Annotated in this window: 21 protein-coding genes and 1 riboswitch; of the genes, 15 read left to right on the plus strand and 6 right to left on the minus strand. The window is 60.5% G+C overall.

The window, feature by feature from the left end; genetic code table 11:
• Positions 1-63: 63 nt before the first annotated feature.
• The 3 genes from ACZ0A4_RS26665 to ACZ0A4_RS26675 are packed head-to-tail and all read left to right on the plus strand — an operon-like array spanning position 64 to position 2,605.
• Positions 64-1,038, plus strand: a complete 975-nt coding sequence (locus ACZ0A4_RS26665) for a glycosyltransferase family protein (RefSeq protein ID WP_463576925.1) — start codon at positions 64-66, stop codon at positions 1,036-1,038.
• A complete protein-coding gene (locus tag ACZ0A4_RS26670) occupies positions 1,039-1,746 on the plus strand; it encodes a hypothetical protein (protein WP_463576926.1) in 708 nt (235 codons plus the stop codon).
• Between the two features lie 58 nt (positions 1,747-1,804).
• Positions 1,805-2,605, plus strand: a complete 801-nt coding sequence (locus ACZ0A4_RS26675; protein ID WP_463576927.1) for a hypothetical protein — start codon at positions 1,805-1,807, stop codon at positions 2,603-2,605.
• 4 nt (positions 2,606-2,609) lie between these two features.
• On the opposite strand, the gene ACZ0A4_RS26680 is transcribed toward ACZ0A4_RS26675, so the two are convergent.
• The 4 genes from ACZ0A4_RS26680 to ACZ0A4_RS26695 all read right to left on the minus strand — a co-directional run bounded on the left by ACZ0A4_RS26680 (position 2,610) and on the right by ACZ0A4_RS26695 (position 6,120).
• Positions 2,610-3,572: a metal ABC transporter ATPase gene (locus ACZ0A4_RS26680; RefSeq protein ID WP_463576928.1), complete on the minus strand. Its 963-nt coding sequence runs from the start codon at positions 3,570-3,572 to the stop codon at positions 2,610-2,612.
• 31 nt (positions 3,573-3,603) lie between these two features.
• Positions 3,604-4,416 carry an aldo/keto reductase gene (locus ACZ0A4_RS26685; protein WP_141128532.1) on the minus strand — a complete coding sequence of 271 codons (813 nt, stop codon included), beginning with the start codon at positions 4,414-4,416 and terminating at the stop codon, positions 3,604-3,606.
• Positions 4,413-5,588, minus strand: coding sequence for an NAD(P)/FAD-dependent oxidoreductase (locus ACZ0A4_RS26690; protein ID WP_463576930.1), 1,176 nt, complete (start codon positions 5,586-5,588; stop codon positions 4,413-4,415). Before ACZ0A4_RS26690 ends, ACZ0A4_RS26685 begins: the two co-directional genes overlap by 4 nt.
• A gap of 199 nt (positions 5,589-5,787) precedes the next feature.
• Positions 5,788-6,120, minus strand: a complete 333-nt coding sequence (locus tag ACZ0A4_RS26695) for a DMT family transporter (protein ID WP_007915730.1) — start codon at positions 6,118-6,120, stop codon at positions 5,788-5,790.
• A 109-nt stretch (positions 6,121-6,229) separates the two neighbouring features.
• On the opposite strand from ACZ0A4_RS26695, the gene ACZ0A4_RS26700 reads away from it, so the two are divergent.
• Both ACZ0A4_RS26700 and waaA read left to right on the plus strand, forming a co-directional pair.
• Entirely contained in the window at positions 6,230-7,126 is an 897-nt protein-coding gene (locus ACZ0A4_RS26700) for a LysR family transcriptional regulator (protein ID WP_463576932.1), read from the plus strand.
• 11 nt (positions 7,127-7,137) lie between these two features.
• A complete protein-coding gene (waaA, locus tag ACZ0A4_RS26705) occupies positions 7,138-8,412 on the plus strand; it encodes a lipid IV(A) 3-deoxy-D-manno-octulosonic acid transferase (protein ID WP_463576934.1) in 1,275 nt (424 codons plus the stop codon).
• A gap of 90 nt (positions 8,413-8,502) precedes the next feature.
• Here the strand turns inward: waaA and ACZ0A4_RS26710 are convergent, their stop codons facing one another.
• Positions 8,503-9,936 carry a TolC family outer membrane protein gene (locus ACZ0A4_RS26710; RefSeq protein WP_093430148.1) on the minus strand — a complete coding sequence of 478 codons (1,434 nt, stop codon included), beginning with the start codon at positions 9,934-9,936 and terminating at the stop codon, positions 8,503-8,505.
• A 206-nt stretch (positions 9,937-10,142) separates the two neighbouring features.
• Positions 10,143-10,248, plus strand: a riboswitch (TPP riboswitch).
• A 146-nt stretch (positions 10,249-10,394) separates the two neighbouring features.
• On the opposite strand from ACZ0A4_RS26710, the gene thiC reads away from it, so the two are divergent.
• Both thiC and cytX read left to right on the plus strand, forming a co-directional pair.
• Complete coding sequence (thiC, locus tag ACZ0A4_RS26715; protein WP_077570562.1) at positions 10,395-12,284, plus strand: phosphomethylpyrimidine synthase ThiC; 1,890 nt, start codon at positions 10,395-10,397, stop codon at positions 12,282-12,284.
• A 110-nt stretch (positions 12,285-12,394) separates the two neighbouring features.
• Complete coding sequence (gene cytX / locus ACZ0A4_RS26720; RefSeq protein WP_007915751.1) at positions 12,395-13,687, plus strand: putative hydroxymethylpyrimidine transporter CytX; 1,293 nt, start codon at positions 12,395-12,397, stop codon at positions 13,685-13,687.
• Here cytX and ACZ0A4_RS26725 read toward each other — a convergent pair.
• Positions 13,656-14,402 carry an RsiV family protein gene (locus ACZ0A4_RS26725; protein WP_463576936.1) on the minus strand — a complete coding sequence of 249 codons (747 nt, stop codon included), beginning with the start codon at positions 14,400-14,402 and terminating at the stop codon, positions 13,656-13,658. The two genes, cytX and ACZ0A4_RS26725, sit on opposite strands and share 32 nt — an antisense overlap.
• Positions 14,403-14,629: 227 nt before the next feature.
• On the opposite strand from ACZ0A4_RS26725, the gene ACZ0A4_RS26730 reads away from it, so the two are divergent.
• The 8 genes from ACZ0A4_RS26730 to parC all read left to right on the plus strand — a co-directional run bounded on the left by ACZ0A4_RS26730 (position 14,630) and on the right by parC (position 23,103).
• Positions 14,630-15,247 (plus strand): NUDIX domain-containing protein, encoded by a 618-nt coding sequence (locus tag ACZ0A4_RS26730; protein ID WP_463576938.1) that lies wholly within the window; start codon positions 14,630-14,632, stop codon positions 15,245-15,247.
• A complete protein-coding gene (locus ACZ0A4_RS26735) occupies positions 15,238-15,690 on the plus strand; it encodes a DUF1249 domain-containing protein (RefSeq protein ID WP_016985685.1) in 453 nt (150 codons plus the stop codon). Before ACZ0A4_RS26730 ends, ACZ0A4_RS26735 begins: the two co-directional genes overlap by 10 nt.
• Before the next feature lie 99 nt (positions 15,691-15,789).
• Positions 15,790-16,605, plus strand: a complete 816-nt coding sequence (gene cpdA / locus ACZ0A4_RS26740) for a 3',5'-cyclic-AMP phosphodiesterase (protein WP_463576939.1) — start codon at positions 15,790-15,792, stop codon at positions 16,603-16,605.
• Between the two features lie 158 nt (positions 16,606-16,763).
• Positions 16,764-17,372, plus strand: coding sequence for a YqiA/YcfP family alpha/beta fold hydrolase (locus ACZ0A4_RS26745; RefSeq protein WP_463576941.1), 609 nt, complete (start codon positions 16,764-16,766; stop codon positions 17,370-17,372).
• A gap of 41 nt (positions 17,373-17,413) precedes the next feature.
• Positions 17,414-19,321: a DNA topoisomerase IV subunit B gene (gene parE, locus ACZ0A4_RS26750; protein WP_463576942.1), complete on the plus strand. Its 1,908-nt coding sequence runs from the start codon at positions 17,414-17,416 to the stop codon at positions 19,319-19,321.
• Positions 19,321-20,310 (plus strand): esterase-like activity of phytase family protein, encoded by a 990-nt coding sequence (locus tag ACZ0A4_RS26755; RefSeq protein WP_463576944.1) that lies wholly within the window; start codon positions 19,321-19,323, stop codon positions 20,308-20,310. Before parE ends, ACZ0A4_RS26755 begins: the two co-directional genes overlap by 1 nt.
• Complete coding sequence (locus ACZ0A4_RS26760; RefSeq protein WP_463576945.1) at positions 20,307-20,831, plus strand: retropepsin-like aspartic protease family protein; 525 nt, start codon at positions 20,307-20,309, stop codon at positions 20,829-20,831. The genes ACZ0A4_RS26755 and ACZ0A4_RS26760 overlap by 4 nt, the downstream gene beginning before the upstream one ends.
• 7 nt (positions 20,832-20,838) lie before the next feature.
• Complete coding sequence (parC, locus tag ACZ0A4_RS26765) at positions 20,839-23,103, plus strand: DNA topoisomerase IV subunit A (RefSeq protein ID WP_463576947.1); 2,265 nt, start codon at positions 20,839-20,841, stop codon at positions 23,101-23,103.
• Positions 23,104-23,221: the final 118 nt, after the last annotated feature.

Genomic DNA, 23,221 nt, shown 5'->3' on the forward strand with positions numbered 1-23,221 from the left:
GTTGATGTAGGCAGCTTTGAATCCGATGCGCTTGCCTGTCTACGTCGTGTGGTCAATTAACTTATGAAAGTCATGCTCCTGGTGATGGACGAGCAGCGGGTCATTCTCGACCGGCTCTACGACATCGTGCAGCAGAACTGTGATGAATGTTTCATCTTTCGTTTGAGCAAACAGCAGCAGTTGAATCTGGGATCGTTTTTGACCTCGGTCGATTACCAGACCTTCGATCGCGTGGTGATTTTCTCCCGGGTCAAGCGTCTGGCCACGCAACTGCAGGTGCTTAAATGCATTCCCGGGCTGGTCTTTCTCGAGCACGATGCCTACCAGAACTACATGCCGGCGAGTAAGTATCGGGGCGTGTATTCACGGCTTTACCGTCGTCTGCCAAGTTGTCGGGCGCTGGTGTCCGGGGCTGTGGTCGCGCGCAAGATGCTCGCCGAAGGCATCGACACGGTGTTCGTCTCCAAAGGCTATGACGAGCAGATGCTGCACAACACCGGCGTTGAGCGGGACATTCCGATCGGCTTTCTTGGCAGCCTGAAAAGCACTGAGTATGCCGAGCGCAAAGCCATGCTCGAGTCGCTCTCCAAGCGCACCGGGATGCTGGTGACCCGCACCAAGTCGGGTGAGGAGTACCTGCAGACGCTCAATCGCATCAGGATTTTCGTCAGTGCCGACATCGGCATGAACGAGTTCATGATCAAGAACTTTGAAGCCATGGCCTGCGGCTGTGTGCTGCTGGCCTGGAGCCAGGGCGAAGAAGACCGCTTGCTCGGTTTTGAAGACATGCACAACACCGTGTTCTACCGCAGCGAAGAAGAGGCGGTGGAAAAGATCAAGCTGCTGCAAAGCGATCCGGAACTGGCAGAGCGCATTGCCCGCAACGGCCAGGAGTTCGCGCAAAGCCGCTATTCCTTCGCCCGTGTCGGTCAGGCACTGGCCACGGCAATCCAGCGTGAGATGCGCCCATGGCAGCCGCCTTCGGCGTTCACGCGGTTCTGGGTGAAACTGCGTTACGGGATGAAGGTGCCAGTCTGAATGAAGGATCATCAATCGTCGCAACCCGGCGAACACATGGCGCTGGATGCGCTGCCTGGTGGTGACCAGTCCGTTCTGGGGGCTTTGCCCACAGAATTTCTCGACTGTCTGAGCCGCGCGCCCCGCGTCGTGCTGATTGCCAACAATCCGGCCATCACCGCAGCGGACTTTCAGGCACTGAACATTGGCGTCGATGACGTCGTCGTCAGTTTCAATACCTGCATCAAGGCAGCGCTGCTCAACGAGCAGAGCGTCAATGTCTTCGTGCATGGCTACAACGCGCCGGACGCGTATTTTTTTGGTCTGCCTTACGCGCCGCCGGTGCAGCAGATGTTCGAACAGGCGAGTGAACGTTGTTTCAGCATGCTGGTGGGCTGCGCCGCACCAATGTGTCCACTGCCACGCGTGGCCATGTATTGGGATCGCATTCCACTGCCGCCACTATGGAACTACCCGGTCGATCGCCCGGGTGGCAAGCGCTACGTCGGGCCTTCCACCGGTTTCAACACGCTGGTGTTGTTCGACTGGTTGCGGGCTCATGCCGGTTGTACCTATCAGCTCATGACCCTGGGGTTTTCCAACGAAGCCGGAAAGCTGTGGGGCGGTCATGCCTGGGATTATGAGCGCGACTGGCTGCAGAAATCGGACATCATCGTGGTGCCACTGCAACCCCGTCGCTGGTGGCAAAAGCTGTTTCGGCCAAAGTAAGCGATATCGTCTATCCGGTTGCCAGCAGGCCCGAACTACTTTCAAAAGGTGCTGTTGAGTGTTGAAAATTGCCGTGGCTTTTTTCGGAATCCCGAGAAATTCGCAGATATGTTTCCCCTCCATCGAGCAGAACGTGCTGGCGCAGTTGCCTGCGGGCAGCGATGTAAAGTGCTTCTACCATCTGTACAAGATCGATGAGGTACAGAACACGCGGTCCGGCGAGAAGGGCGAGCTGACGGCGGATAATTACCAGCCCTTCGAATCCATGACCGGCACGCTGACCACGACCGAGGGTGTGCTGGAGCGCTGGGATTTCGAACAGGTCAAAGCGCAGGGTGATACCTGGGCCGATGACTATGCGTCGCTGCGCAATCTGATCTATCAGCTCAACTCATTGCACACTGTGACCAGCATGATCGAGCCGTTCAATCCGGATTTCGTCGTGTTCGTGCGCCCGGACAATTTCTTTCACAACGCATTGCCTGCTTATGTCTTCGCTCACCCTGTGGTTCGCAAGCACAACGCTTATATTCCGGACTGGCAGTGGTGGGGCGGCTTGAACGACCGTTTTGCTGTGTGCGGACGCGATACGTATGTCGCTTACGGCAAGCGGATCGAGCGCATTTTCGATTTCTGCAAGGCGACAGGCCGAAAGCTGCATTCCGAGCGGCTGCTCAAATATGCACTGCAGCAGGCGGATGCCAAAATCTGCACGCTGCCGACCCAGGCGTCACGGGTGCGCATTACCGGTGCCTTTGCCGAAGAATCGTTCTCGCCCAAACGCGGCATGGGCAAGCGCGAAAATCGCTACTTCCATTTCTTCGCCGGGTTGCGCACGTGGTGGGATCGCCGGCGCTAAACCGCTATTTGGCGGTTTTTTTGCCCAGCCCGATTATTCGCAGCGCCTTGATACTCAACTGCTTGAGCCCCTGACGCGGGGCTTTCGCCGGTTGCAGGCCCTGTTGCACCAGCCAGTCCTTCCAGCGAATCCGCTCCTCGCGCACGACCCAACCGGTTTGTGTCGCAAAGCTCTCGGCCAGATACAGACCTCGGGTGCCGGCGGCAACGAGTTTGTCGCGCTTGAGCGTGTACAACTCGGCCAGTGGCGCGCCGTCCTTGAGTGGCATCAAGTACAGGTCGGGGCGCTTGCGGTCGAGTCGGGCCACCAGTTGATCACCCTCCAGACGCTCGTCGACGTGGAACAGGCTCAGGGACTTGGCTTCCTTGGGCACATCCAGGCGCAAGTCATAGATCAGTTGCAATGAGGCGGTCGGCAGATGCACGTAGGCCCGAGGCCGTTCGAGCAATTGCAGATTGGCGCAACGGATCGGTCGCGCCGAGCCGGACAACGGCGTCAGGCGAAACGGCAGAGCCTCGCGATAATGCAGCGCTGCGGAGTAGGGCGCTGGCAGCCAGGTGTCGTTGAAGCGCCCGCCGAGCCAGCCTTCCGGTGTCTCGAGCAAACACTCTTCGGCAATTTCCTGAATGGCGGTGTGCAGCGGAATATTCAGTTCGTGCGCCGGCACGTAACCGGAAATCAACTTGAGCACGACGTCGCCACGATCCTGTCGGCGCTGGCGCACCAGTACCCAATAGTCGCGGTTCTGCCAATGCAGGGTCAGGCGCACCGAGACTCCGAGGTTGGCCAATTCCAGCGAGAAGCGCTCGGCATCGGCCACGCTCACCGGTTTGCGCCGCTGCAAGGTTTGCGCGAAGTTCAGCGGCATGCCGACGCTTTGGTAGGTCAGGCCTTCCGGGGTAGCTTCGACGAACAGCGGCAGGGTCTTGAAGTTGCTCGGGTTCTTTCTGATGAGCGTGCGCGGCATATCGGCTCCTGCTTAAGGCCGCGAAGCGGCGTCAGTGACCACGCAGGACCTGGGCAACGGTCGCAACGTTGTGGGCGAGGTGCAGCGGGTTGATCGTGCCGACAATAGCACTGGCCACGCCAGGTTGCGCGAACAGCAATTCGAAGCTGGCGCGCACCGGATCGACGCCCGGGCTCAGGCAAACATGACCGCTGGCCAAGGCTTTTTTCACCAGAATGGCTTTGCCGTGGGCAGCAGCATAGTCAATGACAGCCTTCTCGTTTTGTTCGTTCAGATTGTAGGTGACCATCGCGCAGTCGCCTTGCTCCAGTGCTTTCAAGCCACCTTCGACAGTCTTGCCGGAGAAGCCGAAGCCGCGAATCTTGCCCTCGGCCTTGAGCGCCGCGAGTGTCGCGTAAACCTCTTCGTGTTCGAGGATCGCCATGTCGTTGCCGTCGGAGTGCACCAGCACCAGGTCGATAAAATCGGTTTCAAGACGTTGCAGGCTGCGCTCCACCGACATCCGTGTGTGCGCCGCGCTGAAGTCGTGGCGCGACAGGCCATCGGCAAACTCTTCGCCGACCTTGCTGACGATTACCCAGTCTTGCCGCTGGCCGCGTAGCAACGGGCCAAGGCGTTCTTCGCTGCGGCCATAGGCCGGGGCGGTGTCGATGAGGTTGATGCCCAGATCTTGCGCCTGACGCAGCAACATTCGCGCTTCATCGTCACCGGGAATCTGAAAACCGTTGGGGTATTTCACCCCTTGGTCACGGCCGAGTTTGACCGTGCCCAGACCCAGTGGCGAAACCGTCAGACCGGTGCTGCCCAGCGAACGGTGGAAGTCATGCAGGCTGGCAATGGTCATGGCAGCAATTGCTCCCAGGCAGGAATGCCCATTGGTGGTTTTGGCAGGGCCGGTAGCGGTTCGGTGGTTTGCGGCTGGATGCCGTCGCGTTCAAGAGAGGCGATCACGCGATCGGCAAAGTCCGGCGCCAGTGCCAGTTTGGTCGGCCAGCCGACCAGCAAGCGACCCTGTTCGGCAAGGAAAGCGTTGTCCGGGCGAGTCAGCCCGGTTTGCAACGGCTCGGCGCGGTCAACGCGCAAGGTCGCCCATTGCGTGGTGCTGAGGTCGATCCACGGTAACAACTGTGCGATCTCTTTCTGCGCGGTGGCGATCTGCTCGGCCGGTTCGCGGTGCACGCCTTCGCTCTCGGCGATGTCGCCACCCATGTACCAGACCCACTGGCCGTCAGCGGCCGGATGCGTGGTCACGGTGATGCGCGGTTTGGTGCCACCGCCCAGGCAATGGGCGTAAAGCGGTTTCAGGCCCGGGCCTTTGGCGATGATCATGTGCAATGGCCGGCGTTGCATGGCCGGCTGGCTCAAACCAAGATTTTCGAGCAGTTGGGCGGTACCGGCGCCGGCGCTGAGGACGATGCGTTGCGCGCGGATTTCGCGGCCATCGACTTTCAAACCCACCAGCACGCCGGCTTCCAGAAGAGGCTCGATGGTTTGCCCGGCGAGCAGGCCATCGCCGGCCAGATCGGCCAGACGCTGAATCAGGCTCGGCACGTCGACCACCAGTTCGGCGAGGCGGTAGACCTTGCCCTTGAAGCGTTTGTCTTGCAGGGCTGGCGGCAGTTGCTCGCCCTTGACCTGATCGACCCGGCCGCGCACGGCTTTACTGGCGAAGAAACTGGTGAGGTTGCCCGCCAGAGTGCCCGGAGACCACAAATAGTGAGCTTCGGACAGCAGGCGTACGCCGGACAGATCCAGTTCGCCATTGCCGGCCAGCGCCTCACGCCAGCGGCGTGGCATATCGGCGATGGCTTCAGAGGCGCCGGTCAGTGCACCGTGCAACGCGTATTTGGCGCCGCCGTGGATGATGCCCTGGGACTTCACGGTCTGCCCGCCGCCGAGGCTGGCGCTTTCCACCAGTACGGTCGAAAAACCCTGACGGCGCAGACGCGCGTTCAGCCAGAGGCCGGCGACACCAGCGCCGACAATCAGAACGTCGGTGGAAATAACGGATGGCATGCAGCGACCTCAGTGTTCAAGACGAGGGCGCAGTATACAGACTCGGGAAAGCGCGGGATTTGTCGATGATCAACACGTGGAATACAGAACCTGTAGGAGTGAGCCTGCTCGCGATAGCGGTCTTTCATTCAACAGTTATGTTGTCTGATACATAGCTATCGCGAGCAGGCTCACTCCTACAGGGGGATGTGTTTTGGCTTTAGTGGCCGGCGGTCTTGGAGAACAGCTGGATCACGACGACGCCGAGCACGATCAACGCCATCCCCAGCATCGCCGGGATATCCAGCTTCTGCCCGTAGATGAACAGCGCCGCGACGCTGACCATCACGATGCCCATGCCGGCCCAGACCGCGTAGGCCACCCCAACCGGAACGGTGCGCACCACCAGTGTCAGCATCCAGAACGCAATCGCGTAACCGACGATAACCAGCACCAACGGCAGCGGCGTGCTGATGCCTTTGACGGCTTTCATCGACACAGTGGCGATCACTTCGGCGCAAATGGCAATGGCCAGGTAGGCGTAGGCGTTCATGGTTCAAATCCTCATGTAAAACGTTGCTTGCTGACGCGGCATTCTAGTGATTCGCCAGATGGGGTAAAGTCATTACCTATCTGCTACAGAGATGGGTTGGTAAATAGGCATGCAATGGAATCTAGATCAGCTACGGGTGTTTGTCGGCGTTGCTGAGCAGTGCTCGTTTTCCGCTGTAGCGCGTCAGCAGCGCAAAGCGCAGTCGGCGATCAGCAGCGCGATTGCCATGCTTGAAGATGACTTGGGCGTCAGCCTGTTTGAGCGTAGCAGCGGTCGCCAGCCAACCCTCACCGAAGCGGGTGAAGCGTTGCTGGAAGAAGCACGTGAAGTCCTGCGCCAGTGCGAGCGTCTGAATGGCCGGGCGATGGCAATGATGCGTGGCCAGGAAGCGCAACTGCGCGTGGCACAGGATGAAGCCATGCCGTATCAGGCGCTGGTGGAAAGCTTCGGAGAACTGGCCGAGCAATTCCCTAGCCTCGAAGTGCAACTGACCAGCGCCGCCCAAGGCGAAGTCGCGCACAAACTGGTCGAGCACCGCGCCGACCTCGGTCTGCTGTTCTATCACGATGAAATCCCCGAGGCGCTGGAGCGCCGCGTGCTGGGCAGCGTGGAAATGGTCACCGTCTGCGGGATCAATCATCCGTTAGCGACGCAGTCCTACGTGACCTGCCAGCAACTGGCGCAACACCGGCAGTTGCTGATGTCGACGCAAACCAGTGTCTACCCCGGCAACGAGCCGGCCAGCCCACAGGTGTGGCGTGCCGACAGTTTTTACGTGATGTCTGAATGGCTGGTGCGTGATCTCGGCTGGGCCTGGTTGCCCCGGCATGTGGTGCAGTACTCGGCCTATCAAGGTTTGATGGTCGAACTCGACAGCGAATGGACGCCACCGGCGCTGGTGGTGGAACTGGTCTGGCGCCGCGACGAACCCCTCGGCCCGGCCGCGCGCTGGCTGGCCGAACGTTTTGCCGTGCACTTGCGCGCGATCGGCGACAAAAGCCGATAAACTCCGCCGCCATGAATAGAACTCTGTACACCGCGCTGTTTTACCTGGGGCTGCCATTGGTGGCGATTCGGCTATGGCTGCGAGCGCGCAAGGCGCCGGCGTATGCCAAACGAATTGGCGAACGTTTCTCCTGCGGCATGCCGAAATTGCAACCCGGCGGCATCTGGGTGCACGCGGTATCGGTGGGCGAAAGCATCGCCGCCGCGCCGATGATTCGCGCCTTGCTGCAACGTTATCCACAGTTGCCGATCACCGTGACCTGCATGACGCCGACCGGTTCGGAGCGGATTCAGGCGCTGTTCGCCAATGAGCCGCGCATCCAGCATTGCTATCTGCCGTATGACTTGCCGTGTGCGGCGGCGCGGTTTCTTGATCGCGCTCAGCCCAAGCTTGCGGTGATCATGGAAACCGAGCTGTGGCCCAACCACATTCATCAGTGCGCCAAGCGTGGAATCCCGGTGGCGCTGGCCAACGGGCGCTTGTCCGAGCGTTCGGCACGCGGCTATGGCCGCTTCAGCAAGCTGACCGCGCCAATGCTTGCCGAAATGAGTTTTTTCGCAATCCAGACCGAAACCGAAGCCCAGCGCTTCCGTGATCTGGGCGCGCGCCCGGAGACAGTCGAGGTCACCGGTTCGATCAAGTTCGACCTGACCATCGACCCGCAACTGTTGCAACGCGCCGCCGAACTGCGCGGGCAGTGGCAGGCGCTGGAGCGCCCAGTGTGGATCGCCGCCAGCACCCACGAAGGCGAGGACGAAGTGGTGCTCGATGCCCACCGTCGCTTGCTGGCCAATCACCCTGATGCGCTGCTGATCCTGGTGCCACGTCACCCGGAACGCTTCAACTCGGTGTTCGAACTGTGCCAGCGCGAAGGCTTCGCCACGGTGCGGCGTTCGACCGCTGCCAATGTCGATGCGCAGACTGGCGTGCTGCTCGGCGACACCATGGGCGAATTGCTGTTTCTCTATGCCTTGGCGGACAGTGCGTTTGTCGGCGGTAGCCTGGTCGCCAACGGTGGGCACAACCTACTGGAGCCGGCAGCCTTGGCGAAACCGGTAATCAGTGGCCCGCACCTGTTCAACTTCCTCGACATCGCCGCGCAATTGCGTGAAGCCGGGGCGTTGGCCGAGGTCGATGATGCCGAAGGGCTGGCGGTGGAGGTGCAGCGCTTGTTCGAGTTGCCGCGTGACGCGCAGCGCATGGCCGAAGCCGGGCTGGCGGTAATGCGCCGTAATCAGGGCGCGTTGCAGCGCTTGCTGGATGGCTTGGGCCGACTGATCAAATAAAGCAAAAAGATCGCAGCCTTCGGCAGCTCCTGCATTGGAATACGTTTCCTGTAGGAGCCGCCGAAGGCTGCGATCTTTTGTTTTTAAGGCTTAAGGCCGTGCCTTGAGCTGCGCTTCGGCGGCCTTGGCCAGATCCGGCGGGAGGAAATCCTTGTCCGGGTTGTAGTCAGCCTTCAGATAACGCCGCAGATCTTCCAGGTCCCCCGGATTCAAAGTTCCCGCCGCCTGCTTCAAGCGCAGGTTGTCGAGGATGTAGTCGTAGCGGGTGTTGTTGTAATTGCGCACCGAGGTGTACAGCTGACGCTGCGCATCGAGCACGTCAACGATGTTTCGGGTGCCGACCTGATAACCGATCTCCGTAGCTTCCACTGCGCTCTGGTTGGAGATGATCGACTGGCGGCGCGCCTGCACTTGCTCAACGTCGGTGTTCACTGCGCGGTGCAGGTTGCGAGTGTTCTCGACGATCTGCCGACGCAGCGATTCGCGCTGTTGTTCGCTCTGATTCAGTTGTTCATACGACTGGCGCACTTGCGAGCTGGTCAGCCCGCCGCTGTAGATCGGGATGTTCAGTTGCAAACCGACTGTGCTCTGCTCGACGTTGTCGCGGTATGGCACACCGAAAGCGTTCGGGTTGGAAAAACCGAGGGCGTCGTTGTCACCCTTTTCGTATTTGGCCACCGCATCGAGGGTCGGCAAGTGGCCGGCCTTGCGTTGCTTGAGGGTCTGTTCGGCGGAGCTGACGGCAAAGTTGCTCGCCAGCAAATTGAGGTTCTGTTTCGCCGCTGTGTCGACCCAGGCCTTGGCGTCGTTCGGCGCCGGCGGCAGGATCGGCAACGTGTGGACGATGCCCTGAATCGAGTTGTACTGGCGGTTCGTCAGGGTGATCAGCGCTTCGAACGCATCGTCGACCTGACGTTGCGCAACGATGCGGTTGGCGCGAGCGGTGTCGTAACTGGCTTGCGATTGCAGCACGTCAGTCTTGTCCGACAGGCCCACGTCGAAACGCTCATTGGACTGGTCGAGCTGGCGCTTGAATGCGGCTTCTTCAGCCTTGGTTGAAGCGAGGTTGTCCTGGCTGCGCAGCACGTTGAAATAGCTCTCGGCCGATTGCAGGATCAGGTTCTGCTCGGTCGCCGACAGTTGCAGCGCGGCTTGCTCGTTGACGTCCTTCGCGGCCTGATACTGGAACCAGCGATCGGCGCGGAACAACGGCTGAGCCAGGGTTGCCTGATACGAGTGAGCGCTGCGATTGGCTGTGGCCGAAGGCTGATCGATCGACGTACGCACATTGGCAACTTCGGCACCGCCCGACAGATTCGGCAGCAGCCCCGCGCGTGCCTGCGGCACCACTTCTTTCTGTGCGCCGTACTGAGCGCGCGCAGCGGCCAGATCGGCGTTATTGTCGACCGCCTCCTGATAGACACTGACCAGGTCGGTTTTGGTCGACAAGGGCGCTTCTGCTGCCCAGGCCATTGCGTTGGACGCACAAGACACGGCAAGAGCCAGTGAGAGTTTGCGCAGCATGAGGCGATCCCTAGCATTAATATTATGGAAGTAATCCGGGCGCCAAGGCTACGGCGCAGGCCCCACAGCGTCAAGGCGCGACAGGGCAAGGCGAGTGTAGTTGGGCAATCGAATCACAACAATCGGCCCAACCTGTGTATTTGCGCCATTCATCATGGTGTTTGCTGCGGTGTTGGCGTTCTTTGCCGGTTGTGTCTAGACTGGCCGGGTTCTTGTCGGGGTGCCTTGCTATGAGGCTGAGATCGAATAATTTCGGATCCCGTTGAACCTGATCAGGTTAGCGCCTGCGTAGGGAACAAGATTTCTCGTCACCCGGCGAGTCCTCTTGTGCTTCGTCCGGGAAATTGTTCGACAATCGAACGCTCGACGACGATGCACAGCACCGGTTCTGGTGCGTCCGTGCCTTTCAGGTTCTGCTCCGACAATCCACTGCCTGGATGCTGTCTGGAGAGCCCGTGATGACTACGAAATCAAAAAACGCGATCAACCTGAGTGACTCGGCCAAGGTCGACGAGCAATCGGTCAAGCCGTTCACCCGTTCGCAAAAAGTCTACGTTCAGGGCTCGCGCCCGGACATCCTCGTGCCGATGCGCGAAATCACCCTCGACGTGACCCCGACCGACTTCGGCGGCGAAATCAACGCGCCGGTCACCGTCTATGACACCTCCGGCCCGTACACCGATCCAAACGTGGTCATCGATGTGCGCAAAGGCCTGGCCGATGTGCGTTCGGCGTGGATCGACGACCGTGGCGACACTGAACGCCTGGCGGGCCTGAGTTCCAACTTCGGTCGCGAGCGCCTCGCCGATCCGGAACTGACCAAACTGCGCTTTGCCCACGTCAACAATCCGCGCCGCGCCAAGGCCGGTGGCAATGTCACGCAAATGCACTACGCGCGTCAGGGCATCATCACGCCCGAGATGGAATTCGTCGCCATCCGCGAAAACATGAAACTTGAAGTGGCCCGCGCCGCTGGCCTGCTGGATCAGCAACACCCGGGTCACAGCTTCGGCGCCAGCGTGCCAAAAATCATCACCCCTGAATTTGTCCGTGAAGAGATCGCCCGTGGCCGCGCAATCATTCCGGCCAACATCAACCACACCGAACTGGAACCGATGATCATCGGCCGTAACTTCCTGGTGAAGATCAACGGCAACATCGGCAACAGTGCTTTGGGTTCGTCCATCGAAGAAGAAGTGGCGAAACTGACCTGGGGTATTCGCTGGGGCGCGGACAACATCATGGACTTGTCCACTGGCAAGCACATTCACGAAACCCGCGAGTGGATCATCCGCAACTCGCCGGTGCCGATCGGCACGGTGCCGATCTATCAGGCGCTGGAAAAAGTCGGCGGCGCGGCCGAAGACCTGACCTGGGAGTTGTTCCGCGACACGCTGATCGAGCAGGCCGAGCAGGGCGTCGACTACTTCACCATTCACGCCGGCGTGTTGCTGCGCTACGTGCCGCTGACCGCCAAACGCGTGACCGGTATCGTTTCCCGTGGCGGTTCGATCATGGCCAAGTGGTGCCTGGCGCACCACAAAGAGAACTTCGCCTACACGCATTTCGAAGAAATCTGCGAAATCATGAAAGCCTATGACGTCAGCTTCTCGCTGGGCGATGGCTTGCGTCCGGGGTCAATTGCCGACGCCAACGATGCTGCTCAGTTCGGCGAACTGGAAACCCTCGGCGAGCTGACCAAGATCGCCTGGAAGCACGACGTGCAAACCATGATCGAAGGCCCGGGCCACGTGCCGATGCAGTTGATCAAAGAAAACATGGACAAGCAGCTGGAGTGCTGCGACGAGGCGCCGTTCTACACCCTCGGCCCACTGACCACCGACATCGCGCCGGGTTACGACCACATCACCTCGGGTATCGGTGCGGCGATGATCGGCTGGTTCGGTTGCGCGATGCTTTGCTACGTGACGCCGAAGGAGCACTTGGGCCTGCCGAACAAGGATGACGTGAAGACCGGGATCATCACTTACAAGATCGCGGCGCATGCGGCGGACTTGGCCAAAGGACATCCGGGCGCGCAGATTCGCGACAACGCCTTGAGCAAGGCGCGCTTCGAATTCCGTTGGGAAGACCAGTTCAACCTGGGACTTGATCCGGACACCGCCCGTTCGTATCACGATGAAACCCTGCCGAAGGATTCGGCCAAGGTCGCGCATTTCTGTTCGATGTGCGGGCCGAAATTCTGCTCGATGAAGATCACTCAGGAAGTCCGCGAGTATGCGGCCAACCAGCGGATCGACGCGGTCGACGTGGACGTCGCCCAAGGCCTGGCGGAACAGGCCGAGCGGTTCAAGAAGGAAGGCAGTCAGCTGTACAAGAAAGTCTAGCCCCGAGCGGCAAGCTGCAAGCTGCAAGATTAGAAGCAGTCCGCGCACTGCTTCTAACTTGTAGCTCGCAGCATGCAGCTTTTTCTCTGCTCTTTTTTGAGATAACCCCCTTGAGCATTCAACCCAGCACTTACTCCCCCGATCTCGCCGTACCCGCCGACAAGCGTGTATTCGGTGGTCGTGATCTGTTTTCCCTGTGGTTCTCCCTCGGCATCGGCCTGATGGTTCTGCAGACCGGCGCATTGCTCGCACCAGGTCTGGGCCTGTCCGGTTCGTTGCTGGCGATTTTCCTCGGCACGCTGGTCGGCGTACTGCTGCTGGCCGCTGTCGGCGTGATCGGCAGCGACACCGGCCTGTCGTCGATGGCCGCGCTGAAACTCAGCCTCGGCAGCAAAGGCGCGAGCCTGCCGGCGTTGCTCAACTTGCTGCAATTGATCGGTTGGGGTTCGTTCGAAATCATCGTCATGCGCGATGCGGCCAGCCTGCTCGGCACCCGCGCGTTCAGCGAAGGTTCGCTGTGGTCGAACCCGGTGTTGTGGACACTGTTTTTCGGTGCTCTGGCGACCTTGCTCGCGGTCAGTGGGCCGCTGACTTTCGTCCGGCAGATCCTGCGCAAATGGGGCATCTGGCTGTTGCTCGCCGCGTGCCTGTGGCTGACCTGGAACCTGTTTGCCAAAGCCGATCTGGCCGATCTCTGGTCGCGTGCCGGTGACGGTTCGATGCCGTTCGCCGTGGGCTTCGACATCGCTATTGCGATGCCGCTGTCATGGCTGCCGCTGATCGCCGACTACTCGCGTTTCGGCAAGCGGGCGAAGAATGTTTTCGGTGGCACCGCTGTCGGTTTCTTCATCGGCAACTTCTGGCTGATGAGCCTTGGCGTTGCCTACACCCTGGCCTTCGCGCCGAGCGGTGAAGTCAACGCACTGTTGCTGGCACTGGCCGGGGCTGGGCTGGGCATTCCGTTGCTACTGATTCTGTTGGATGAGTCGGAAAACGCCTTCGCCGATATTCACTCGGCGGCGGTATCGAGCGGGATTCTGTTGCGCCTGAAAGTCGAGCATCTGGCCTTGGCCATCGGCGTGATCTGCACGCTGATCGCCCTGCTGGCGCCGTTGGCGCAGTACCAGAATTTCCTGTTGCTGATCGGTTCGGTGTTTGCGCCGCTGTTTGGCGTGGTGCTGGTGGATCACTTCATCCTGCGCAAGCGCAGTGCTCAGGTCGCATCGGCTGCATTGCGCTGGCCGGCGTTGTTGGCGTGGCTGGGTGGCGTGAGCACCTACCACTTGCTGGCGAATCTGTATCCGGATGTCGGCGCAACCCTGCCGGCGCTGGTGCTGGCAGGGCTGTTGCAGCTGGTACTGGGTCGGGCCTTCAGTTACGGCCGGGAAACAGCTCAGGCTTGAGAATGCCGTTCAGACGCGGATAAGGGATCTTCAGTTCGACGTGGCCCAGCGCGTAAGGCGCAATGGTGCTCACGTCGTACTTGAGGATCACGCCGCCATAGGTCAGCGCCACGTTCGGGGTTTTCACGAACGGCCAGCTCTTCACAAAGTCCGCTTCCTGGTCGAGCTTGGTGCTGATCAACCAGCTGTTGTGCGCGACTTGCGCCGCTTTCCAGAAAGCGTCTTCCTGACCCGGCACAAGCATGTCGGACAGGTTCAGCACCTTGTGCTGCTGGCGCGAATAGTTGATGAAACCGCGACCCGGTGTGCCATGGGCGCCGCCGGTATCCAGGTAGCTCGACACTTCGATGATCACCAAGCCGTCATGCTGCTCGCGTACTTTCGCTTGCAGGTAGCTGCTGTTGCGCGGGCCGGCAGTGGCCAGAAACTGATCGCGATAGGCCGCCAGAGTCGGTGCCACCGGGGCATTTTTCTCGGTGCGGGTCATTTGCAGCAGACGTTTTTCGATGATGCCGTCCAGCGCAGGTTCGGCCGGGAAGCGCAGAGTGTCGATGTTCACCAGCGGGCAATCCGGGTTGGAACAGCCCGGTTTCAGTTGTTCCGACGCATCGCGAGTGGTTTCCAGCGGCGTGCGGTAGTTGGGCTGGAACAGGCTTGCGCACGCGCCGAGGGTCAGGGCGATGGCGGCCACGGAGGCAATTTTGAAAAGCGACATGGGCGTCCTTTCGAAAGCAGGGGAAGGCAAAAAGATATCCGCTTCGACTCTCGCAGAAGCAGTCAGTTCGCCACTAAGCTAATTAGAGTGGGTTTCGCCTCCACCGTCCATCCCGCTGACGGTAAAGGGGCTGCATCAAACCGTTCGGGCGCGTTAGGATGGCGCGAAGTCGAGGTTGCCAGTGACAACCAGCAACCTCGTATTGGATCTGTAGTAAGAGGATGCTCATGACTGATTTTGCCAACGCCATTCCGGCCGCCGTCGACGTCGTGCGACGCGAACGCTGCTACGAGGGTTTTTACAAACTCGACCGTTTGCACCTGCGCCATGAGTTGTTCGCCGGTGGCATGAGCCGTGAGATCAACCGTGAAGTGTTTGTGCGCCACGACGCGGTGTGCATGCTGCCCTACGATCCGCAGCGCGACGAAGTGGTGTTGATCGAGCAGTTCCGCGTCGGTGCCATGGGCAAGACCGATAATCCGTGGCTGATTGAACTGGTCGCTGGTCTGATCGACAAGGCAGAAGTGCCGGAAGAAGTTGCTCACCGCGAGGCGCAGGAGGAAGCTGGACTGGACATCAAAGCCTTGTGGCCGATGACCAAATATTTCCCGTCGCCGGGCGGCAGCAACGAGTTCGTGCATTTGTACTTGGGGCGTTGCAGTACCGACGGCGTTGGCGGCCTGCATGGCCTGGAAGAAGAGGCAGAAGATATCCGCGTCACGGTCTGGGCTTTTGAAGATGCCTTGCAGGCCGTCCGTGACGGACGCATTGCCAATGCGGCGAGCATCATCGCCTTGCAATGGCTGGCGCTGAACCGCGCCGAAGTGAGGGGGTTATGGTCGTAAACAAATTGCGCGATCGCTATCGAGTAGACCTCGTGGGGCTGCAGGCCGCCTGCGAGGCCAACTACGCGCGCCTGATGCGACTGCTGCCGGACATGCGCAACGAGCCCGAGGCGCGGCGCATTGCCGTGACCCAGGGCGAGCAGATGCTCGGCGTGCTGGCCCTCGAAGTACTGCAAACCTGTCCTTACACCACGACGCTGCAAGTGCGTCAGGAACACAGCCTGCCCTGGCTGCCGGTGCCGCAACTGGAAGTGCAGGTCTATCACGACGCGCGCATGGCCGAAGTGGTCAGCGCCGAACATGCGCGACGCTTTCGCGGCATCTATCCTTATCCGAATGCGGCGATGCATCAGCCGGATGAAAAGGCTCAGCTCAATCTGTTCTTGGGGGAATGGCTGAGTCATTGCCTGGCGTTGGGGCACGAGTACGAAGTCGTACGCTAGTTGTGAACTGCGTCCGGTTCGGCGGTTTCCTCTTTCAGTCATCCCCCAGCATAATTGCGGCACTTGATCGATTCCGTGCTTTTGCCTTGGGAGAACGCCTTGCCGAGCGTATCCACGTTGACCACCGCCGATCCGGCGCTGCTGGTGCAGTTGTCCGACAGCCATCTGTTCGCTGAAGCGGACGGTACGCTGCTGGGCATGAATACCCGCGAGAGCCTGCAAAAGGTCATTGAGCTGGTGCTGGGGCAACAACCGCAGATCGATCTGATTCTGGCTACCGGGGATATTTCCCAGGACGGCACGCTGGAGTCGTATCAGCAGTTTCGCCAGATGAGCGCGCAGATCGCTGCGCCGGCGCGCTGGATTCCCGGCAATCACGACGAACCGATGATCATGGCCGAGGCTGCCGTGCAAAGCACGCTGCTGGAGCCGGTGGTCGATATCGGTAACTGGCGCGTGACGCTGCTGGATTCGGCGGTGCCGGGTTCGGTGCCGGGGTACTTGCAGGACGATCAACTGCAACTGCTGGCGCGCTCGCTGAGCGAAGCGCCGGAGCGGCATCACCTGGTGTGCTTCCACCATCACCCGGTGTCGATCGGTTGTGCGTGGATGGAGCCGATCGGTTTGCGCAATCCTGAGGCGTTTTTCGAGGTGCTGGATCGTTTCCCACAGGTCCGCGCGGTGTTGTGGGGGCATGTGCATCAGGAGATTGATCGTCAGCGCAATGGCGTGCGCTTGATGGCTTCGCCTTCGACGTGCATTCAGTTCGAGCCGGGGAGTGAGGATTTCAAGGTAGGGGAGCAGGCGCCGGGGTATCGGTGGTTGCGGTTGTTGCCGGATGGGCGGTTGGAGACTGGCGTGGAGCGTGTTTCCGGGTTCGACTTTACCGTCGATTACGGCTCCGAAGGTTACTGAGACTACACTGGCCTCTTCGCGAGCAGGCTCGCTCCCACGTTGAAATGCATTCCCCCTGTGGGAGCGAGCCTGCTCGCGAAGGCGTCCGCACAAACACCCACGATTCCTCTGACTCCCTGTAAACTCCGCTATCTTTGGCCGACACTCAGGGAGCTCAAATGTCCGGTTCGATCCTCTATATCCACGGTTTCAACAGCGCCCCAGCCTCGAAAAAGGCCTGTCAGCTGGTAACGGTGATGGAGCAACTGGGTTTGAGCGATAAACTGCGCGTTCCGGCCCTGCATCACCACCCGCGCGAAGCCATCGGTCAGTTGGAACAAGCGATTGCCGAACTGGGCAGCCCGCTGCTGGTGGGAAGCTCACTCGGCGGCTACTATGCGACTCACCTGGCCGAGCGCCATGGCCTGAAAGCCCTGCTGGTCAACCCGGCGGTCAGCCCGCACCGGATGTTCGACGGCTATCTGGGCACACAGAAAAACCTGTATACCGCTGAAACCTGGGAATTGACCCACGACCACGTCACCGCTCTGGCTGAACTGGAAGTGCCGGCGCCTCAGGATGCGCAGCGTTATCAGGTGTGGTTGCAGACCGGCGATGAAACACTGGATTATCGCCTCGCCCAGCAGTATTACCGCGCCTGCTCCTTGCGCATTCAGGCCGGCGGCGACCACAGTTTCCAGGGTTTTGCCGGGCAATTGCCGGCGTTGCTGAGTTTTGCCGGCATTGGCGCCGATTTGTATCAGGCAATCGATTTCACCGCACTGTGAAGTCTTGCCCCTATTTCATGAATGACTGACGACGAGACCCTATGGCCACTCCCAGCGCTAGCTCTTATAACGCCGACGCCATCGAAGTCCTCTCGGGCCTCGACCCGGTGCGCAAACGCCCCGGCATGTATACCGACACCAGTCGGCCGAACCACCTCGCCCAGGAAGTCATCGACAACAGTGTCGACGAAGCCTTGGCCGGCCATGCCAAATCGGTACAGGTCATCCTGCACGCCGACCACTCGCTGGAAGTCAGCGACGACGGCCGTGGCATGCCGGTCGACATCCACCCGGAAGAGGGTGTGTCCGGCGTCGAGCTGATCCTCACCAAGCTCCACGCGGGCGGCAAGTTCTCGAACAAGAACTACCAGTTCTCCGGCGGTCTGCACGGCGTGGGTATTTCCGTGGTCAACGCCTTGTCGACCGAAGTCCGCGTGCGCGTCAAGCGTGACGGCAACGAATACCAGATGACTTTCAACGATGGTTTCAAAGCCTCGGAACTGGAAATCGTCGGCACCGTCGGCAAGCGCAATACCGGCACCAGCGTGTACTTCGCGCCGGATCCGAAATACTTCGATTCACCGAAATTCTCCATCAGCCGTCTCAAGCATGTGCTCAAGGCCAAGGCTGTGTTGTGCCCGGGCCTGCTGGTCAGCTTCGAAGACAAAGGCACCGGCGAGAAAGTCGAGTGGCATTACGAAGACGGCCTGCGCTCGTATCTGGTCGACGCCGTCAACGAATTCGAACGCCTGCCGGACGAGCCATTCTGCGGCGCTTTCGCCGGTAATAAAGAGGCGGTCGACTGGGCGCTGCTGTGGCTGCCGGAAGGTGGCGACGCAGTGCAGGAAAGCTACGTCAACCTGATCCCGACGGCGCAGGGCGGTACCCACGTCAACGGTTTGCGTCAGGGCCTGCTCGACGCGATGCGCGAGTTCTGTGAATTCCGCAGCCTGCTGCCGCGCGGCGTGAAGCTGGCGCCGGAAGACGTCTGGGAGCGCATCGCCTTCGTCCTGTCGATGAAAATGCAGGAGCCGCAATTCTCTGGCCAGACCAAAGAGCGTCTGTCATCCCGTGAAGCGGCGGCGTTTGTCTCTGGTGTGGTCAAGGATGCGTTCAGCCTGTGGCTCAACGCCAACCCGGAAACCGGTCTGGCGCTGGCCGAACTGGCTATCAACAACGCCGGTCGTCGTCTCAAGGCGAGCAAAAAGGTCGAGCGCAAACGCGTCACTCAGGGCCCCGCATTGCCGGGCAAACTGGCTGACTGCGCCGGGCAGGACCCGATGCGTTCCGAACTGTTCCTGGTCGAAGGTGATTCCGCCGGTGGTTCCGCCAAGCAAGCGCGGGACAAGGAGTTCCAGGCGATCCTGCCGTTGCGCGGCAAGATCCTCAACACCTGGGAAGTCGACGGCAGCGAAGTGCTCGCCAGTCAGGAAGTGCACAACATTGCCGTGGCCATCGGTGTCGATCCAGGCGCGGCGGACATGAGCCAGCTGCGTTACGGCAAGATCTGCATCCTCGCCGACGCCGACTCCGACGGCCTGCACATTGCCACGCTGCTGTGCGCGTTGTTCGTCCAGCATTTCCGCCCGCTGGTGGATGCCGGTCACGTCTATGTGGCGATGCCGCCGCTGTACCGCATCGACTTGGGCAAAGAGATTTACTACGCCCTCGACGAAGCCGAGCGTGACGGCATTCTCGATCGTCTGGTCGCCGAGAAGAAACGCGGCAAACCACAGGTCACCCGATTCAAAGGTCTGGGTGAAATGAACCCGCCGCAGCTGCGCGAAACCACCATGGACCCGAACACTCGACGTCTGGTGCAACTGACGCTGGGCGAAGATTTTGCCGAAACCTCGGAAATGATGGACATGCTGCTGGCGAAGAAACGCGCCGGTGACCGCAAGACCTGGCTCGAATCCAAAGGCAACCTCGCCGAGGTGCTGGCCTGATGCGGTTTGGCTGGGCCTTGGCAGGTGCCTTGCTGTTGAGTGCGATGACCGTGTCGGCCGAGCCGTTACAGGAATTGCGCCTGCTCTCCGAGCATCCGGTCGACGGCATGCGCGGCGGCAATTTGTCGGGGCTGGCGCTGTGCGGCAATGAGTTGTGGACGGTGTCCGACCGCGATGACGACCAGATATATCGGCTTAAAACCGCTGATCATGTCTGGCAGGCGGAAACTGTGCACATCGACGTGCCGCCGGTGCCGGACAGCGGTTTGCCGTGGGGCTTGAGTTCGCGCACCTGGGCGGCGTCGTTCATTCGTGGCGGTGATCTGGATTTCGAAGGCATTAGCTGCGACAGCGCCGGCAATCGCTACATCGTCAGCGAGGCCCATGCCGCCGTGTTGCAGGTGCCGCCACAAGGCCCGGCCTCGTGGCTGAAAATCTCGCCAATGCTGGTGAAAGAAGCCCGGGCCAGTGGCATGTTGCTGCACTTCAATGCGCTGTTCGAAGGGCTGGCGATCAACCCGGCGGGCGATCAGTTATGGCTGGCCGCCGAGCGTGAGCGTCGTGGCCTGCTGAAGATCAGGCGCCAGCAAACGGTCTGGGATTGCGACGGTGCTTGCGTGCTGCTCAGCGAAGCCGGGGTCGAGATGCAGCCGCCGCAGTTTCCCAAGGCCCGCGCCGTAACTCGCGACTTTGCTGATCTGTCGCTGTTCAACGGCAAGTTGTTCACACTTGAGCGCAACGCCTTTCAAATTTGTCGTCGTGATGCCGTGACGGCGAAGGTCGAACAATGCTGGTCGTACGCCGATGATGCTTTGCAGCCACAGCGCCTTTATTCACAGGCCTATGGCCTGGCGGAAGCGCTTATCGTGGACGCGCAAGGTGCATGGATTGGCCTGGACAACAACGATGGCGTGCGTGCCGACGGCGAGAAACGCCCGATCGTCTGGCGCTTCGCCGCACCTGATGGCGGCTGGAGCGCCAAGCGATGAGTCAACAGCCGCCGGGCAAGCGCGCCGGTCGGGTGCTTATGATTCTGGCGTGGTGCGCTGCGCTGTTTCTGGCCACGCGGTTTTTCGGTCAGTGGGAGCAGCACCAGCAGAATCCGAACGTCGTAGTCAGTTCGGAGCAGGGCGAAGGTTTTATCGAAGTGAAGCTGGCCGGCAACGCCCAAGGGCATTTTGTCGCCAGCGGTCAGATCAACGGTGAGCCGGTGGAGTTCATGCTCGACACCGGCGCAACCGACGTGGCGATCCCGGCGGATCTGGGCAAGCGCTTGAAGCTGGAAGAAGGTTTCGGAGTGACCCTGAGCACGGCCAATGGCCTGAGCCAAGGCTACCGGACCAAAATCGACCGCTTGCAACTGGGTGACATCGTGCTGCGGGACGTCCGTGCACTGGTGGCGCCGGGGCTGCATGGCGATCAGGTGTTGCTCGGCATGAGCGCCCTGAACAAACTTGAATTTACTCAGCGCGGTGGCACCATGCTGCTGCGCCAGACAACGAACCGATGAGGCCTGCATGAGCAACCCCCTTGATCTCAGCCTGGACGGTGTAGAACGCCGCTCGCTGGCCGACTTCACCGAAAGTGCCTACCTCAATTACTCCATGTACGTGATCATGGACCGTGCCTTGCCGCATATCGGCGACGGCCTGAAACCGGTACAGCGTCGCATCATTTATGCGATGAGTGAGCTGGGGCTGGACGCCGATTCCAAGCACAAGAAGTCGGCGCGAACCGTCGGCGACGTGCTCGGTAAATTCCACCCGCACGGCGACTCGGCGTGCTACGAAGCGATGGTGCTGATGGCCCAGCCGTTCAGCTATCGCTACACGCTGGTCGACGGCCAGGGTAACTGGGGTGCGCCGGATGATCCGAAGTCCTTCGCCGCCATGCGTTACACCGAAGCACGCTTGTCGCGTTATTCCGAAGTACTGCTCAGTGAACTGGGCCAAGGCACTGCCGACTGGGGCCCGAACTTCGACGGGACCCTGCAAGAGCCGCTGGTGCTGCCAGCGCGCCTGCCGAACATCCTGCTCAACGGCACCACCGGTATTGCCGTAGGCATGGCCACCGACGTGCCACCGCACAACCTGCGCGAAGTCGCGACAGCGTGCGTGCGTCTGCTCGATGAGCCGAAAGCCACGGTCGAGCAGCTCTGCGAACACATTCAGGGCCCGGACTATCCGACCGAAGCGGAAATCATCACGCCGCGCGCCGACCTGCTGAAAATGTACGAAACCGGCAAGGGCTCGGTGCGCATGCGCGCCGTGTACCACGTCGAGGACGGCGACATCATCGTCACTGCACTGCCGCACCAGGTCTCCGGTGCGAAAGTGCTGGAGCAGATCGCTGCGCTGATGCAGGCGAAACCGTCGAAAGCGCCGCAGATCGCTGACCTGCGTGACGAATCCGACCACGAAAACCCGTGCCGCATCGTGATCATTCCGGTCAACAGCCGCGTCGATCACGAAGCGCTGATGCAGCACTTGTTCGCCAGCACCGAGCTGGAGTCGACCTACCGGGTCAACGTCAACATCATCGGCCTGGACGGCAAGCCACAGCTGAAAAACCTGCGCGCGCTGCTGGTCGAATGGCTGGAATTCCGCGTGCAGACCGTGCGTCGCCGCCTGCAATTCCGCCTCGACAAGGTCGAGCGTCGTCTGCACCTGTTGGACGGTTTGTTGATTGCCTACCTCAACCTGGATGAAGTGATCCACATCATCCGTACCGAGGAACACCCGAAAGCCAAGCTGATCGAGCGTTTCGCCCTCAGCGAGATTCAGGCCGACTACATCCTCGACACCCGTCTGCGTCAGTTGGCGCGACTGGAAGAGATGAAGCTGCGCGACGAGCAGGACGAACTGCTCAAGGAACAAGCCAAGCTGCAAGCCCTTCTGGGCAGCGAAGCCAAGCTGAAGAAGCTGGTGCGTACCGAGCTGATCAAAGACGCTGAAACCTATGGCGACGATCGCCGCTCGCCAATCGTCGAGCGAACCGAAGCCAAAGCGTTGACCGAGCACGATTTGCTGCCGAACGAAAAAGTCACCGTGGTGCTGTCGGAAAAAGGCTGGATTCGTTCGGCCAAGGGTCACGAGATCGACGCCACCGGCCTGTCGTACAAGGCTGGCGATGGCTTCAAGACCTCAGCGGCGGGGCGTTCCAACCAGTCTGCCGTGGTGATTGATTCCACCGGCCGCAGCTATTCGGTTGCCGCGCATACGCTGCCGTCGGCGCGTGGCCAGGGCGAACCGTTGACCGGTCGTCTGACACCGCCACCGGGCGCGACCTTCGAATGCGTGCTGATGCCGGAAGACGACGCGTTATACGTGATCGCCTCCGACGCCGGGTACGGTTTCGTGGTGAAAGGCGAAGACCTGCAAGCCAAGAACAAGGCCGGTAAGGCCCTGTTGAGCCTGCCGAACAACGCCAAGGTTATTGCTCCGCGGCCGGTGGCGGATCGTGAGCACAACTGGCTGGCCTCGGTTACTACCGAAGGTCGCCTGCTGATCTTCAAAATCAGCGATCTGCCACAATTAGGGAAGGGCAAAGGCAACAAGATCATCGGTATTCCCGGTGAGCGTGTGGCCAGTCGCGAAGAATATGTCACGGACATCGCCGTCATTCCGGAAGGCGCCACCTTGATATTGCAGGCCGGAAAACGGACCCTGTCGCTCAAGGCCGACGACCTCGAACACTACAAAGGTGAACGTGGACGTCGTGGCAACAAGCTTCCAAGGGGCTTCCAGAGAGTGGATGCGCTGCTCGTCGAAAACCTCAATTAGGCGTCCTAGAGGCGTCGATCCACGATTTAACGCGTAGATCGACGCTTTGGCGCTGGAGTCGGAACGCATATTCACGGATGATATGGCCTTTCCAAGCGCCGGCGTGGCCGAGCGTTCT

The sequence above is a fragment of the Pseudomonas sp. AC172 genome, from assembly GCF_979258595.1.